Source organism: Enterococcus sp. DIV0561 (assembly GCF_050539875.1).
Classification (GTDB): Bacteria; Bacillota; Bacilli; order Lactobacillales; family Enterococcaceae; genus Enterococcus; species Enterococcus faecalis.
Genome location: NZ_CP172927.1, coordinates 1,867,589 through 1,882,763, shown reverse-complemented (window position 1 = coordinate 1,882,763; position 15,175 = coordinate 1,867,589). Strand labels below are relative to the sequence as shown.

Below are 15,175 nucleotides of genomic sequence, written 5' to 3'. Positions count from 1 at the left end.
CAGAATCTAATTGAAATGATGGTGATAAAATGGCAGATAACAGCAAAACGCGTGTCGTGGTAGGCATGAGTGGCGGTGTCGATTCATCTGTCACAGCGTTGCTTTTAAAAGAGCAAGGCTATGATGTAATTGGGATCTTTATGAAAAATTGGGATGATACAGACGAAAATGGTGTCTGTACCGCAACTGAGGATTATAAAGATGTCGCAAAAGTAGCGGATCAAATTGGGATTCCGTATTATTCGGTCAATTTTGAAAAAGAATATTGGGACCGTGTGTTTGAATATTTTTTAGCAGAATATCGGTTAGGACGGACACCAAATCCAGATGTCATGTGTAATAAAGAAATTAAATTTAAAGCATTCCTAGATTATGCTATGCAACTAGGCGCTGACTATGTTGCAACTGGCCACTATGCGCAAGTAGAAACGGATGAAAATGGCGTAGTGCATATGTTACGTGGAATTGATAATAATAAAGACCAAACCTATTTTTTAAGCCAATTATCACAAGCCCAATTGGCAAAAACAATGTTTCCATTGGGTGGCATGGAAAAATCAGAAGTTCGTGCAATTGCTGAACGTGCTGGATTAGCCACAGCCAAGAAAAAAGACTCAACGGGCGTTTGTTTTATTGGTGAAAAGAATTTCAAAGAATTTTTGAGTAATTATTTACCAGCTAAAAAAGGCAACATGGTGACAGAAGATGGCGAAATCAAAGGACAACATGATGGTCTGATGTATTATACTATCGGTCAACGCCAAGGCTTAGGAATTGGTGGCGGCGGTAAAACACAAGAACCATGGTTTGTAATTGGGAAAGATTTAACTACCAATACATTATACGTGGGACAAGGATTTCACCATGAAAAACTATATGCAACACATTTAGAAGCTAGTGAGGTTCATTTTACTGTTGATACACCAATGCCAAAAGAGTTTGACTGTACGGCTAAATTCCGTTATCGTCAAGCAGATATTCCAGTGCATGTTTCCTTATCTGAAGATGGCACAAAAGCAACCGTTACGTTTAAGGAACCAGCGCGCGCAGTCACTCCAGGTCAAGCTGTTGTTTTTTATGATGGGATGGAATGCTTAGGGGGCGGCTTAATTGATCGCGCCTACCAAGATGAAAAAGAACTACAATACGTCTAAAAAGTTTCACGAGTTGTGAAACAAAAAGGATGAAGTCAACCAAAAAAAAAGCGGATATGCTGGTCATAAAACCAGTAAATATCCGCTTTTCTTTTTTATTTTATATACCTATTTTTTTAAAATAAGAAAAAAGAGAAAAATTAAAAATTAAAATTGTGGATAACTTTTCTGTGTATAACTCAGGCATCATTTTTCTCTTTTTTTAATTCGGCGGTGCTTCGACGAACCCATAGAAGGTTAATGAGAACCAGACAAGAAGTGGAAATAAAGACCCCACGATAACCGAAAGCGGCAGATACGCTTGAACCAATCATAGGACCAATCACATTTCCTGTCGCTTGGAAAGATTGATTGTAACTGAAAATACGACCTGCAGCGTCACTTGGGGAATAACGAGTAATCAACGTTTGAACAGCTGGTAGTAAACAGGCATCGGAAATCCCAACTAAGAAACGAAGCATGGCAAGCTGCCAGACATTTTGAACAAAGGCCATTGGTAGGTAAACGAAAATGGCTAAAATTAAACCAATTGTCAAGATGCGTTCACTGCCAATACGATCGCCTAACCGGCCGAAACGTGGGGCGGCTATTAACGTTGCAATCCCTGGAATAGAAGCAATGACTCCGCTAATTAAGGTGACATTTCCGTGACCACCCAACAATTGTTGAATATATAAACTGATGATGGGACTAATTGAATTATTGGAAGCTTGAATGATTAATGTCGTAATAAACATTCCAAGAATCACGTGGGGATGTTCTAGTTTTTTTAAAATTTGTTTCCCAGATGCGGCTTGATTTTTTTCAATTGGCACAAACTCTTCATGGACAAAGACGAGACTCAAAACAAAAACGAGTAATAAAATCGTACCAGTAATAAAAAAGGTTGGCCGATAACCGAAAATAGACGCAGTGACACCGCCCAAAAGAGGACCAAGCAACGTGCCGGTAACAGAACCAGTGGCTAAAGTACCAAGCACTTGGCCGCTTTTTTCCTTAGGTGTGCCTGTAGCAACTAACGCAGTCGCATTACTGATATAACCAGAAAAAACACCTTGTAATAAGCGTAAGCCAATCAATTGATAAACACTTGTGACTGCGCCCATTAAACTAATGACGATAGCCATCCCTAATGAAGCGCGTAATAACATTAACTTGCGTCCTTTTCGGTCGGCTAAACGGCCCCACCAAGGAGAAACAATGGTCGTGACTAAAAAAGTGGAGGAGAACGTGATTCCGCTCCAAAAATTCAATTGTTGGTGGGTAAAAGTACCTAATGTGTTGATATAAAGAGGCATGAATGGCATCACTAAGCTAAAGCCAATACCAGCCATAAATGTGCCAAACCATAAAACAAGCAGATTTTTTTCCCAAGGTTGTCTTGGACGGAAAATTTTACTTTTAATTAATTCATACATTCTATTTCCTCACTTTCTAGTAAAGAAATTCAAATTTGGCTTTGGCGAGTCGTTGATCATTCAATGCTTTATGCAATTCATTCGCAAAAAAGCCTTCTTTTAAATTTAGTGGATTTTTTGTAGCGTATACATATAACGTATAGGTGTGCACACCAGAGCGAGGACTTAACCCCAGATAACGTTCGGTTAACTCAGGTAACGTTTCAGTGGCAAGCGCAGGAATCATCTGTTTCCCCAAAGGAGAAGCAAGACTATTTTTTCCTTGAATGGTAGGCTTGAGTGCTGTTCGACTAAAGTCTTCAGGAATCTCATTGGTTACAGGAACATTGGCAGCTAACCAATGAATAAAAGGGAAACCGATTAGAGGAATCGTGTCATAATCAATTAATTCCCAGGATAAATAGCGGGCTTCTTTAGGAATGGCCGCTAAAGAAATAGGAAAAGATAAAATAGGACGTTCGTGTAATAAAAATTCTGCACTGGTTCGTTTGCCATAACGATCGGCCAAATGAGAACGGTTGGTAATATGCATGCCAAACAGCCTTCTTTCAAAAATGATGTTTACAAATTATTATTATAAACTATAATTTATAGTTTAAAAAGAGTCAATAGATATGATAAACTAATAATTGTCCAAAATTTAAGAATTGGAGGCGTCAGAAAGATGGCAAAAAAACGGAATTTAACGAAAGCCAAAATCCTTGAAAGTGCCCGCAACCTAGCGGAAGAATTGGGCGTTCAACAATTAACCTTTCAAAATTTAGCCGTTGATTTAGGCATCAAGTATCCTTCACTCTATAATCACTTTAAAAATATTGCTGAAGTAAAAAATGCTCTAGTGGACTTGTTAATTCAAGAATTAAATGATGCATTGCGACGAGCCTTAGTGGGTAAGAGTGGCGCAGAAGCAATTCGGATATATGCTGAAACGTACCAACAATTTGCTTTTGAAAATTCTGCAGTCTATGAATTACTTATCAGTGTGCCGAAAACGCAAAACCAACAATTAATTGAAGGCATCCATGAAACCAATCAAATTATCTTACAACTTTTAGCTTTTTATCCATTTAATAATGAAGAACGACTGCATAAAAGTCGAGAATTACGTAGCTTAATCCATGGTTATATTACCTTACGTTTTTTAGGTTATTTTCAACGCGAAGAAGCCACGCCAGAAGAAAGTTATCGTCGCATGATTGAAGATTTTATTGCTTCTTTAGAAGTGGCAGGATAAAATAAATTTCAAAAATTTCTCAGTCCGAAACCAAATCCTTGCAACTTTTTCAGAAAGTGACTATGATACCTACAGTAGCAAAAAAAGGAGCGGTTCAATGTATCAAGTAATTACAATGTATGGCGACAATGAACCTTGGTGGTTTTTTGATGATTGGCAAGAGGACATTGTTCAAGAAAAAACCTTCGATAACTTGACCGATGCAGAGACATATTATGTGGAAGTTTGGCAAAAACTTTCTCAGAATTATACATACGTCAACACAAAGCCTAATTATTTAACGGCTTTCTGGAATGATGGGGAAGAACGCTGGTGTGAAGAATGCGATGAAGATTTACAACAATACTTCGGTTTAGCATTACTAGAAAATCATCATGCAGTTACTTTTGAAAATAAAGCTGAGTTTACCACAATATCCAATCATTTTGGCAAAACAAAATTCTGCAAACGGAAAGTTATTTGAAACGCATGAGTTTAAAGAAAAACCTCAGGGAATTTTCTTTAAACTCTTTTTCTATTCTCGGAATTTAGAGAAAATCGAGCTAATATTTGGTATAATACGAAAAGATAGCACTCAAAAAGGAGCGAAACTAGTGGTTGCAAAACAATTAATTATTGCCGAAAAACCTAGCGTAGCAAAAGATTTAAGCCGCGTTTTAGGAGCAAATCAAAAAAATAAGAATTATTATGAAGGACCCAACGTGATTGTCACCTGGGCTTTAGGCCATCTCTTAGGACTAAAAATGCCAGAAGATTTAAACAAAGAATGGCAAACGTGGCAAATGGAAACTTTACCGATGATTCCTAAGAATTTAGGGATTAAACCGTTACCGAAAACGGGACATCAATTAAAAGCGATTAAACAATTAGCCAATCGTAAAGATGTTTCTGAAGCCGTGATTGCCACCGATGCTGGTCGTGAAGGTGAATTAGTGGCCCGCTGGATTTTAGAATATGTCCGTTTTAACAAACCAGTCAAACGCTTATGGATTTCATCTCAAACAGACAAAGCCATTAAAGACGGGTTTAAGAAAATTCGCCCAGCGAAAGACTACGATAATTTGTATTACTCTGCCTTGGCGCGCGCAAAAGCTGACTGGTTAGTTGGGCTAAACGTCACACGGGCGTTGACAGTGAAATATCAAGATAACTTATCCGCAGGTCGTGTTCAAACACCAACTTTAGCAATGGTACGCCAACAAGAAAAAACGATTGAACAATTTAAGCCTCAAACTTATTTTACTATCTCGTTAACTGTTGAATCAGAAAAAGCAAAGATGACTCAAAAAAATCCATACGCTTTAAAAGAACGGCAGGAAGCAGAGCAATTAGTCAAAGAACTCTCAAAACAAAAGGGCTTAGTTACCGATATCCAAGAAAAAGTTAAAACAGAAAATGCGCCGTTACCATATGATTTAACCGAAATTCAGCGTGAAGCCAACCAGCGATTCCAATTTTCTGCAAAGAAAACGTTGTCTCTTGTACAAAGTTTATACGAAACCCATAAAATTGTTTCCTATCCTCGAACTGACAGCAAATATCTAACGACGGATATGAAAGGAACGATGAAAGAACGACTTCAAGCCATTGCTGATTTTTCACCAGAAGTGAAAGGCTACCTTAAAAATGGGGCCGTTGTTAAACAACAAAAAGTTTTCCAAAATGCAAAAGTCACAGATCACCATGGGTTGATTCCAACTGAACAACGTCCTCGTTATGAAAAGCTAAGTAATGATGAACAAAAAATCTATCAAATGATTGTTCAACGATTCTTAGGTTTGTTTGCTGAGCCAAATCAAACCAAACAAACAAAAGTTACAGTCGCTTTTGGAAAAGAAACATTTGTCTTTCATCAAAATAAAGTAGTTGTTGCTGGCTGGAAAACAACAGCCGAACAGCCGCTGTCCATTGTCCAATGGCAAAAAGGCATGACCGTTGCGCCAAACTTTACCATTAACAAAGAATTAACGTCGCCGCCAAAACCATTAACCGAAGGAACGTTGTTAGGAAAAATGGAGAAACACAGTTTAGGCACACCGGCAACGCGAGCTGAAATCATTGAAAAACTGATTAAATCAGAATTGATGGAACGAACCAATAGCGGTTTAAGTGTCTCTGCCAAAGGAAAGCAACTATTAGACTTGGTGAATCCATCACTTGTGACACCTGAACTAACGGAAAAATGGGAAAAATCGCTCGAAGCAATCGCTTCGGGTCAACAAAAGAGTCAACTTTTCTTAAAGGATATTGAAGAGGATACGAAAAAATTAGTCCGTGAAATTAAACAAAGCGGGAAAAAATATCAAGATTTTTCCATTACGCAAAAAAAATGTCCAGATTGTGGCTCAAACTTACGGGAAAAAAATACAAAAGATGGGAAGATTTACGTTTGTACAAACCAAGAATGTTCTTATCGTCGGCGAAAAGATCCTAAAGTATCCAATCACCGTTGCCCACAATGCCATAAAAAAATGGTCATCATAGAAGGAAAAAATGGTCGTTCTTTCAAATGTAAATTCTGTTCGATTACTGAAAAAATTCCCGATAAAAAAGAACGAAAACAAAAAATGACTAAACATGAAGAACGTCGTTTGATGAAAAAATATTCACAACCAGACGAACCAGAAGAAAGTGCTTTAGCACAGGCCTTAAAAGCCGCTATGAACCAAGAGTAGCGATTTGACGAATGTTGGCTCTAAATAATCAAGTCATCCTTGTTGGTCTTTAGTAAACTTTCAAATAGAAAGAGAGGGACACGGATGCTCGCAAATTTAAATCAAGCAATGGATTATATTGAAGAACATTTAACGGAAGAAGTATCCTTCGATGAATTGGCGAAAAAGACAGGGATTTCTGTTTACCATTTTAAACGAACTTTTTCGTTTATTGCGGGGATGAGTCTGGCTGAGTATATTAAAAAGAGACGTTTGGCGGAAGCAAATCTAGCATTACTTGCTGGTGAAAAAGTGACAGATGTAGCTTTTAAATATGGTTATCAAAGTATTGAAGGATTCTCAAGAGCTTTTCGCGATTGGTCAGGACAAGCACCTTCTGAAGTAATGAAAACACAAATCCAAAAAACGTTCCCTAAATTCTCTTTCTATATTGATATTAAAGGAGGACAATCAATGGATGTTAAATTGATTGAAAAACCAGCGTTTCAAATAGTCGGAGTTAGTCAGAAGGTTCCCTTACAGTATCAAGGGGAAAATCAAGCAATCATGGAATTAGCACAGCGCATTACACCACAACAACGAGCGGAAATGCATACATTTGATGATGTATATCCTCATCAAGTAGTAAATGCTTCTTTTGACTTTCAAGAGGGACGAACAACAGAAGGTGGAGAAATGACACACATGATTGGCTTTGCCACTTTGCAAGAAAATATCTATGAAGATTTGGAGCAACTAAGCGTACCTGCTCATACATGGGCGGTTTTTCCTAATGAAGGTCCTTTCCCACAAACATTACAAGAAACCTGGGCAAGGATATTCTCTGAATGGTTGCCTTCATCTGGTTACCAAGTCGTTGCAGCACCAGAAATTTCGTTTACGCAATATCAAGGACCAGCAGAAGCTAAGTACAGTGAAATCTGGCTCGCTGTTACAGCTACTAAATAAAGAAAACCCACCATTGAAAAATGGTGGGTTTTTCCGCCAAGAAGGAGAAAGTTTGGTATAATAAACGTGAAGAAAAAAATCAGACCTTCTAAACTGAAATCTAGCTATGGATAAGTGATGCGACTACGGAATCATGGAGAAAAAATAATTCTCCGAGGTTTTAGAGTCATGTTGTTTAGAATGGTACCAAAACCTGCCAGATTTCAGAGCGGATGAGCTGCCTGTTTTAGAGTCATGTTGTTAAAAAACAAACTATCACCTCAAGCAATCCGTAATTTTCATCACAAGATTAGAATTTTTATCATCAAAGACGAGCTGCTTCAATTTTCGAAAACTAATCAAGTGATAAGTCAAAATGTTGATAGATTGAGATTAGTTCTTCCTTTTTTTAGGAAGGGCTTTTTTTATTGATAGAAGAAAGGGAAGAAATCTTGGTAGCACCTAAAAAAATTGTGAGAAATGCTTCTGTATTGTTTGGTTTCTGCATCAGAAAGTTGTATACTTAGATTGGAATTATTCTATATTACATGCATTTTCACACTTTTTGGAAAAGTTCACTTGAATTTTCTTTTAGTTTCGTAGATAAAAGGAGTCATCGCTAATGGAAATGAACAATTCAGGTAAGCTTGTTTCTTTGTGTGGAGGCAAATCAGGGAGGAAATAATATGTTTGATATTGTAACATTGGCGAGAATCCAATTTGCGATGACAACAGTTTTCCACTTTTTCTTCGTACCGTTTTCAATAGGATTAGCACTTGTTGTAGCAATTATGGAAACAATGTACGTTGTGAAAAAAGAGGAACGTTATCGTAAAATGGCCAAGTTTTGGGGAAATATATTCCTATTAAGCTTCGCTGTTGGGGTTGTAACCGGGATTATTCAAGAATTTCAGTTTGGGATGAACTGGTCTGATTATTCTCGATTCGTCGGAGATATTTTTGGTGCACCGTTGGCGGTAGAAGCGCTCTTAGCTTTCTTCTTAGAGTCAACATTCTTAGGTTTGTGGATCTTTACTTGGGATAAAATGAATCCGAAAGTTCACGTAACCTTTATCTGGTTAGTCGTATTCGGTTCAATGATGTCTGCTTTCTGGATTTTAGTTGCCAATAGTTTTATGCAACATCCAGTAGGTTATGTCATCAATAATGGCCGTGCTGAAATGGTGGACTTTGTAGCTGTCATCAGCAATCCAAAAGTTTGGTATGAATTTTCACACGTTATCATGGGCGCCTTTACATTGGGCGGCATGGCAGTAGCTGGTATGGCTGCTTTCCAATTGTTGAAAAAACGGGATATTTCATTCCACAAAGCATCTATGCGCATTGGCTTATGGGTTACTTTGTTCGGTTCAATCGGCGTTTTATTAGCTGGCGACTTGCAAATGAAAGCTCTAATTGAAGGACAACCAATGAAATTTGCGGCGATGGAGGGGGCCTATGAAGACTCTGATGATCCTGCTGCTTGGACATTGATTGCTTGGGCAGATGAACGAGAACATAAACAAGTTTTTGGTATCGATATTCCATATATGCTAAGTATTTTATCGTATAACAAATTATCAGGTTCGGTTGATGGAATGGATACAGTCAACAAGCGTTTGGTAGAAAAATATGGGGATGATAAAAATTATTATCCACCAGTTAACACTTTATTCTGGAGCTTCCGTATCATGGCTGGTTTTGGTGCCTTAATGTTATTGGTTGCTGCCTTAGGACTATTCTTTACAAGGAAGAAAAAACCATCTCTGTACGAGAAGAAATGGATGCTGTGGATTGTTGCTTTATGTACGTTCGCGCCATTCCTTGCGAATACAACAGGTTGGTTAGTCACTGAATTAGGTCGTTATCCGTGGACTGTCTATGGACTATTTACGATTGAACAAAGTGTTTCACCAAATGTATCGGTTGCTTCATTAATTACGTCAAATGTCATTTATTTCTTATTATTTGCTGGTTTAGGTAGTGTCATGGTTTACTTGGTTATTTTAGAATTACGTAAAGGACCAGACTATGAAGCGAAAAAATTAGCGAAAGAAAATGAACCAGCGTTGGATCCATTTGATAAGGGGGTATTTGGCGAATGAGTACACTACAATTATTATGGTTTGTCCTTATCGGCGTCTTGTTCTCAGGTTTCTTCTTCTTAGAAGGATTTGACTTTGGTGTTGGAATGGCCGTTCAAACGTTGGCACACAATGACGACGAAAAAGATCAAGTCGTTGCAACAATTGGACCTGTTTGGGATGGAAATGAAGTTTGGCTATTAACAGCGGGCGGCGCAATGTTTGCCTCTTTCCCATATTGGTATGCTTCATTATTTAGTGGCTACTATTTAATTCTATTTACGATTTTATTTGGCTTAATTATTCGCGGAGTTTCCTTTGAATTCCGCCACAAAATGCCGGAAGGTAAACGTCGTCGGATGTGGAACTGGACGCTATCAATTGGTAGTTTCCTTGTACCGTTCTTCTTTGGTATTTTGTTTATCAGCTTAGTCCAAGGAATGCCTTTAGATGCAAACGGCAATATGCATGCGCAATTTACGGATTATTTTAATCTGTTTTCAATTGTTGGTGGAGTAGCCTTAACATTACTTTGCTACTTACACGGTATGAACTATATTGCTTTAAAAACAGAAGGCCCAATTCGCGAACGTGCTCGAAATTATGCAGAAATCTTATACGGCGTTTTATATGTCGGTTTAGTTGTTTTTGCAGTGTTGATGTACTTCAAAACGGACTTTTATGAAAAGAACTTTGCGGTCACTTTAATTTTAACGTTAGCAATTGTGGTCTTAACGGTCATTGCCAATGTTGGGGTGTTTAAACGCAAAGAGATGTTAGCTTTTCTAGCGAGTGGTTTAACATTAGTTGTACTAGTTGCTCTCTTGTTCAGTGGCTTGTTCCCACGTGTTATGATTGGTAGTGAAGGTTTTGATTTGTTGATTAAAGATGCAACAAGTACACCATATACACTAAAAATTATGACGTGGATTTCTTTAAGCATTTTACCATTCGTCTTAGCTTATACTGCTTGGTCCTATTATATTTTCAGAAAACGTATTTCACAGACAGCCGTACCAGAGGGGTATTAAAACTATGATTGATAAAGACATCTTACAGATGCCTAAAATCAAAAAAATTCTTGTCTTGCTTGCAGGTTTTTCTTTCCTGCAAGCAGTCTTTATAATTGGGCAAGCTTTTTTTCTTTCAAAAGCCATTGTCGGCCTTTGGAGTGGCGGGCATCTTAACCAACAACTACAGAGTATTTTACTCTTTTTTATTTTTTATCTTGGTCGACATGTTATTACGTATTTTCGTGAGAGAATGCTCGATACATTTAGTTATGAACGCTCAAAAGAATTACGCGAACAATTGTTAACCAAAATTTTCCGTTTGGGGCCAAATGTTGTTCAAAAAAATGGGACTGGAAATATGGTTACCATGGCTTTAGAAGGCATCAGTCAAACCGAAAATTATTTACAATTGATTTTGACAAAAATGATGAATATGATGATTATTCCTTGGATTATTTTGGCCTTTGTTTTTACACAAAATATTCGTTCAGGCGTAACATTGCTGATTGTTTTTCCGATTATTATTATTTTTATGATTGTGTTAGGTTATGCAGCACAAAGTAAAGCGGACAAGCAATATGCGGCGTTTCAAATGCTCTCCAATCATTTTATTGATTCCTTGCGAGGAATTGACACGCTGAAACTGTTTGGGTTGAGTAAAAAATATGCTGGGAGTATTTACCATACAAGTGAACGATTCAGAAAAGCGACCATGAGTACGTTGAAAATTGCTATTTTATCAACTTTTGCGTTAGACTTTTTTACGACATTATCGGTAGCTGTTGTGGCAGTTTTCCTTGGATTAAGTTTATTAAACGGCACGATTTTATTATTTCCTGCCTTGGTTACTTTAATTTTAGCACCCGAGTTCTTTTTACCGATTCGTGATTTTTCAAGTGATTATCACGCAACCTTAGATGGAAAAAACTCTTTTCAAGCGATCCAAGCGGTATTAGCATTGCCAGAAGCAGAACAGACCGATGTGCTCACGTTAGATGATTGGCATCAAGAAAGTCAGTTGTCAGTCACAGCGTTAAATTTTTCCTATGAAGATGCAACGCAAGAAGCAATTCAATCGTTGCAATTCTCTGTTGATGGTCGTAAAAAGATTGGAATTATCGGGGCGAGTGGTTCTGGTAAGTCAACGTTAATTAATTTATTAAGTGGCTTTTTATTACCAACAGAAGAAACGAGTCAATTGGCAATAAATGGCCAAACGATTCCACATTTTTTACAAAAAGACTGGCAAAAGCAAATCCTTTATATTCCGCAAGCGCCATATATTTTCCAGGATACTTTGGCAAACAATATTCGCTTTTATACACCTGAAGCAACAGATGAGGCGATTCAGCAAGCGATTCAGTTAGTTGGCTTAGACGAGCTGGTTAAAGATCTTCCCGAAGGAATTCATACCTTGATTGGGGAAAGCGGTCGAATGTTAAGTGGGGGACAAGCGCAACGAGTAGCGTTGGCCCGCGCCTTTGTTGATCAAAAACGCCACGTCTTGCTGTTTGATGAGCCGACAGCGCATTTGGATATTGAAACAGAAGTTGAAATGAAAGAGCGCATGTTGCCATTAATGAACAATCATCTTGTCTTCTTTGCGACACATCGTCTGCATTGGATGGAAGAAATGGATTACATTTTAGTGATGGAAAAAGGTCAATTAGTGGAACAAGGAACGCTAGCAGAGTTGATTGAAAAAGATGGCTACTATGTTCAATTAATGAAGCAAATGAGAGGAGGACGCCAATGATGGAAAAACAGCCGACAACGAAAGACGTTTGGAAAAACGATCAATGGGTTCGTCCTTTCTTAAAACGCTATAAAAAAACCTTGTATTTTGCCTTACTTTTAGGCTTCTTGACGTTCTTTAGCGCAGGGGCATTAATGTTTACGTCTGGTTACTTAATCAGTCGTGCGGCTTCCTTACCAGAGAATATTTTATTAATTTATATTCCCATTGTTTTAACAAGAGCATTTGGGATTGGCCGTCCTGTTTTTCGTTATGTGGAGCGTCTAACGAGTCATAACTGGGTGTTAAAAATGACCTCTGATCTGCGCTTAAAACTTTATAATGTGCTAGAAAAAGATGCGATTTTCTTTAAGACAAAATATCGCACTGGGGATATCTTAGGTTTGCTTTCAGAGGATATTAATCATATCCAAAACTTGTATTTACGAACGATTTTCCCAACCGTTATTGCTTGGATTTTGTATATCTTTTTAGTGATTGCATTAGGTTTCTTTTCTTGGTGGTTTGCTTTATGTATGTTACTGATGTTAGGAGTGGTTGTTTTTCTATTGCCACTCGTTTCAGTTCTAGTGAATGGTGCGCGTCAAGAAAAACATAAATATGCCAAAAATGAGTTATATCAAACACTAACCGACAATATTCTAGGTGTGTCTGATTGGGTATTTAGTCAACGAGGCTCTGAATTCGTTGCTCGTTATGAAACAGATGAAGCAAACGTTCGTGCATTAGATGAAAAAATGAAGCAATTTAACCGTGGCCGAGACTTTGTTTTACAACTTCTGTTTGGTGTGATTGCGATTGCTGTCTTAGCTTGGACTAGTGTGCGGTTTCCAGGTAATCATGGGGGCGCAGCCAATTGGATTGGTGCCTTTGTTTTAACCGTTTTTCCGTTAATTGATGCCTTTGCTCCGCTACCTGCTGCAGCACAGGAAACAACGATTTATAAGGATTCCATTCGTCGTTTTAATGAGCTTCCTGAAGGGGAAGATGACTCAACAGAAGCGCCTGTTCAGCCAAATGGTACCAGTTTATCGATAGAACATTTGTCTTTTGCATATGAAAATCAAGAGAAAAAGGTATTAAATGACTTATCGTTAACAATTCCTGAAAAACAAAAATTAGCGATTTTAGGGCGCAGTGGTTCCGGAAAGAGTACGTTGGCTTCGCTCATTCGTGGTGATTTACGGCCTACTTCGGGAGAAATCCTTTTAGGAAACATCCCAACTGAGGCATTTGGAGAGACGATGACTGAATATATTGGGGTTATGCACCAAGCACCGTACCTATTTCGAACAACCATTTTAAATAATATTCGGATTGGTAGAGAAGAAGCGAGCGAAGCAGAAGTTTGGGCGGTTTTAGAAAAAGTTGGCTTAAAAGAAATGGTTGCCCAATTACCAGAAGGTTTACAAACAATGGTGGATGAAGCAGGTTTGCGTTTTTCTGGTGGCGAACGACATCGCTTGGCACTAGCGCGGATTCTTTTGCAAGATACACCGATTGTGTTATTAGACGAACCAACTACTGGTTTAGATCCAATTACAGAACAGCAATTGCTGGAAACCTTTTTTGAGGCATTAAAAGATAAAACCGTCATCTGGATTACCCACCATTTGCAAGGCGTAACTTTGATGGATCAAGTGATCTTTATTGAAGATGGCCAATTAGAGATGAGTGGTACACCAGAAGAATTACTTGCAACCAATGCGCATTATCAAAAACTTTACCGAATTGATCGTGGCATTAGTTCTTTCGAGGAATAAAAAAACGACTGGTTGTTGATTAAAGCAAACAATCAGTCGTTTTTCTATTTCAATTAATGGCAATTCTTCCATAAAACGTTTAAAATGAACGATGTAATAAGAGCTCAGTTAAGGAAAGTAAGGTTTCTTTTGCTGTGCCATCAGGCAATTGTTGAATATCAGTGATTGCTTTGTTGGTTACTTTTTTAGCAAAAGCTTGTGCTTCTGTAACGCCATGATAGTCATTTACTAGCGCCGCAACTTCAGCTGCCTCTTCTAAGGTAATGGCGCGTCCTTTATCCAAATAAGGGCTGAATACGTCAGGTGCTGCTTGATAAGCGAAGAGAAGGGGTAACGTATAAACACCTTGTGACAAGTCTTCTAAAGCGGGCTTTTTCAAAGTTTCCGTGTCGGCAGTATAATCTAAAATATCGTCATAGACTTGAAAAGCAATGCCAATATGACGGCCAATTCGTTTAGCTAAACGTTGGACTTCTTTTGAACTATGACCGAAATAGGCCCCTTCAAGACAGCTTAGTGAAAAAAGTTCGGCTGTTTTTCCGTTGACACTTCTTAAATAAGCAGGAATCGACATGCGGCGGTCAAATCGATGACTCATTTGATCGAGTTCACCAAGTAATAACCGTTTCATTCCTTGTGCATTGATTTTCATAAATTCAGAGCCATTCATGGCATCTGCAATCAAAGTAAAGAATTCAGTGAATAGTAAATCACCTGTGTAAACAGCCACGTCTTTACCATATTGTGATTGAATAGTCACAGCGCCTCGGCGCAATGGAGAATCGTCAATAATGTCATCGTGAATCAACGTAGCCATATGTAGGATTTCCAAAGATGCAGCTATTTTTAATAGTTGTTGTTTCTCTTGTTTTTCTTCATCACCCAGTTGAGCAAAAAGAAAGAAAAAAGCGGGGCGTAATAATTTGCCGCCAGAACGAGCCAAAGTTACTAAGGCTTCTTCAATGTCTTCGTTGCGTGTATGCAACGTTTGTTCAATTAATTCACATGTTTCCGTTAAAGAACGTTCAACGTCAGGAAACGACTTCCAAAATGTGTTCATAAATATACTACGATCCTTTCAGTGGTTCAATACTATTTGATTGTATACGAATTGGCGACAGAAATACAGTAATTAAGTTTTAAAAGTAACA

The 15,175-nt window shown here is 38.1% G+C and carries 12 protein-coding genes; 9 read left to right on the top strand and 3 right to left on the bottom strand.

Features of this window, described 5'->3' with window-relative positions; all coding sequences use genetic code 11:
* The first annotated feature begins 29 nt into the window (after positions 1 to 29).
* Positions 30 to 1,154: a tRNA 2-thiouridine(34) synthase MnmA gene (gene mnmA / locus IGM13_RS09165; RefSeq protein ID WP_002362075.1), complete on the top strand. Its 1,125-nt coding sequence runs from the start codon at positions 30 to 32 to the stop codon at positions 1,152 to 1,154.
* A 179-nt stretch (positions 1,155 to 1,333) separates the two neighbouring features.
* On the opposite strand, the gene IGM13_RS09160 is transcribed toward mnmA, so the two are convergent.
* Together IGM13_RS09160 and IGM13_RS09155 are read right to left on the bottom strand one after the other, a co-directional pair.
* The gene (locus tag IGM13_RS09160) at positions 1,334 to 2,572 is read right to left on the bottom strand and encodes a multidrug efflux MFS transporter (RefSeq protein ID WP_002360011.1); all 1,239 of its coding nucleotides are present in this window, start codon (positions 2,570 to 2,572) and stop codon (positions 1,334 to 1,336) included.
* Between the two features lie 16 nt (positions 2,573 to 2,588).
* On the bottom strand, positions 2,589 to 3,104 hold the full coding sequence (locus IGM13_RS09155) for a YbhB/YbcL family Raf kinase inhibitor-like protein (RefSeq protein WP_002419713.1): 516 nt from the start codon (positions 3,102 to 3,104) through the stop codon (positions 2,589 to 2,591).
* Positions 3,105 to 3,236: 132 nt separating this feature from the next.
* Here IGM13_RS09155 and IGM13_RS09150 point away from each other — a divergent pair, with 132 nt between their 5' ends.
* The 8 genes from IGM13_RS09150 (at position 3,237) to cydC (ending at position 14,024) form a co-directional block, all read left to right on the top strand.
* Positions 3,237 to 3,806 carry a TetR/AcrR family transcriptional regulator gene (locus IGM13_RS09150; RefSeq protein WP_002356965.1) on the top strand — a complete coding sequence of 190 codons (570 nt, stop codon included), beginning with the start codon at positions 3,237 to 3,239 and terminating at the stop codon, positions 3,804 to 3,806.
* Between the two features lie 97 nt (positions 3,807 to 3,903).
* Positions 3,904 to 4,269 (top strand): DUF1033 family protein, encoded by a 366-nt coding sequence (locus IGM13_RS09145; RefSeq protein ID WP_002356966.1) that lies wholly within the window; start codon positions 3,904 to 3,906, stop codon positions 4,267 to 4,269.
* A gap of 130 nt (positions 4,270 to 4,399) precedes the next feature.
* Entirely contained in the window at positions 4,400 to 6,481 is a 2,082-nt protein-coding gene (locus tag IGM13_RS09140; protein WP_033591622.1) for a DNA topoisomerase III, read from the top strand.
* An 84-nt stretch (positions 6,482 to 6,565) separates the two neighbouring features.
* Positions 6,566 to 7,429 (top strand): AraC family transcriptional regulator, encoded by an 864-nt coding sequence (locus IGM13_RS09135; protein ID WP_002419711.1) that lies wholly within the window; start codon positions 6,566 to 6,568, stop codon positions 7,427 to 7,429.
* Positions 7,430 to 8,094: 665 nt separating this feature from the next.
* A complete protein-coding gene (locus tag IGM13_RS09130; protein ID WP_002356974.1) occupies positions 8,095 to 9,513 on the top strand; it encodes a cytochrome ubiquinol oxidase subunit I in 1,419 nt (472 codons plus the stop codon).
* Entirely contained in the window at positions 9,510 to 10,523 is a 1,014-nt protein-coding gene (gene cydB / locus IGM13_RS09125) for a cytochrome d ubiquinol oxidase subunit II (RefSeq protein ID WP_002419710.1), read from the top strand. The genes IGM13_RS09130 and cydB overlap by 4 nt, the downstream gene beginning before the upstream one ends.
* A 4-nt stretch (positions 10,524 to 10,527) precedes the next feature.
* Positions 10,528 to 12,261 (top strand): thiol reductant ABC exporter subunit CydD, encoded by a 1,734-nt coding sequence (cydD, locus tag IGM13_RS09120; RefSeq protein WP_002419709.1) that lies wholly within the window; start codon positions 10,528 to 10,530, stop codon positions 12,259 to 12,261.
* Positions 12,258 to 14,024 carry a thiol reductant ABC exporter subunit CydC gene (gene cydC / locus IGM13_RS09115; protein ID WP_002364246.1) on the top strand — a complete coding sequence of 589 codons (1,767 nt, stop codon included), beginning with the start codon at positions 12,258 to 12,260 and terminating at the stop codon, positions 14,022 to 14,024. The genes cydD and cydC overlap by 4 nt, the downstream gene beginning before the upstream one ends.
* A gap of 79 nt (positions 14,025 to 14,103) precedes the next feature.
* On the opposite strand, the gene IGM13_RS09110 is transcribed toward cydC, so the two are convergent.
* Positions 14,104 to 15,084, bottom strand: coding sequence for a polyprenyl synthetase family protein (locus IGM13_RS09110; protein ID WP_002360015.1), 981 nt, complete (start codon positions 15,082 to 15,084; stop codon positions 14,104 to 14,106).
* Positions 15,085 to 15,175 lie beyond the last annotated feature (91 nt).